Origin of the sequence: Shewanella sp. GutCb (assembly GCF_002836135.1) — a bacterium.
In the GTDB taxonomy this organism is placed as follows: domain Bacteria; phylum Pseudomonadota; class Gammaproteobacteria; order Enterobacterales; family Shewanellaceae; genus Shewanella.
Genome location: NZ_PJBL01000081.1, coordinates 1 through 433 on the forward strand (window position 1 = coordinate 1; position 433 = coordinate 433).

General features: G+C 47.3%; 1 protein-coding gene. It reads right to left on the bottom strand.

The annotated features are described in order from the left end of the window. A partial coding sequence (locus CXF86_RS20040) for an MtrB/PioB family outer membrane beta-barrel protein (RefSeq protein WP_180961120.1) occupies nucleotides 1-402 on the bottom strand: 402 nt, incomplete at its 3' end. Nucleotides 403-433 lie beyond the last annotated feature (31 nt).

Below are 433 nucleotides of genomic sequence, written 5' to 3' on the forward strand. Positions count from 1 at the left end.
CAGTTGTTGATAATCTGCCACCAGTTCATAGTGACCTGATTTTCCCGCTTCAAGATGAGCGAAACCGTTATCTAGGCCTAACTGGTGTGCCTGAAATTTGGCCTTATAGCCTGATTTATTTCGATAATTGAGGTCGGCATCCACACTGGCATTCGCGCCGTCTTTGTCAGTTCCGAACGCATTACCGGAGTGAATGTCATCACTGTCAATATAGGCGGCATTGACCCCGATGCTTCCGGTATAGCCTTCGACTTGAGGGCAGCGTTTACACTGAAAGACTTCCTGTCTAACTGTACTGGTATTGGCCTTGTTTACGCCAAAGTCAGCCGCCATTGCAGAGCCCGTTATCGCACCCGATATGGTGAGAAGTGATAACGTGATGAGGTTAAATTTGAATCTCATTTGAGTTACTCCTGGTTAGCGCTGCAGCTTA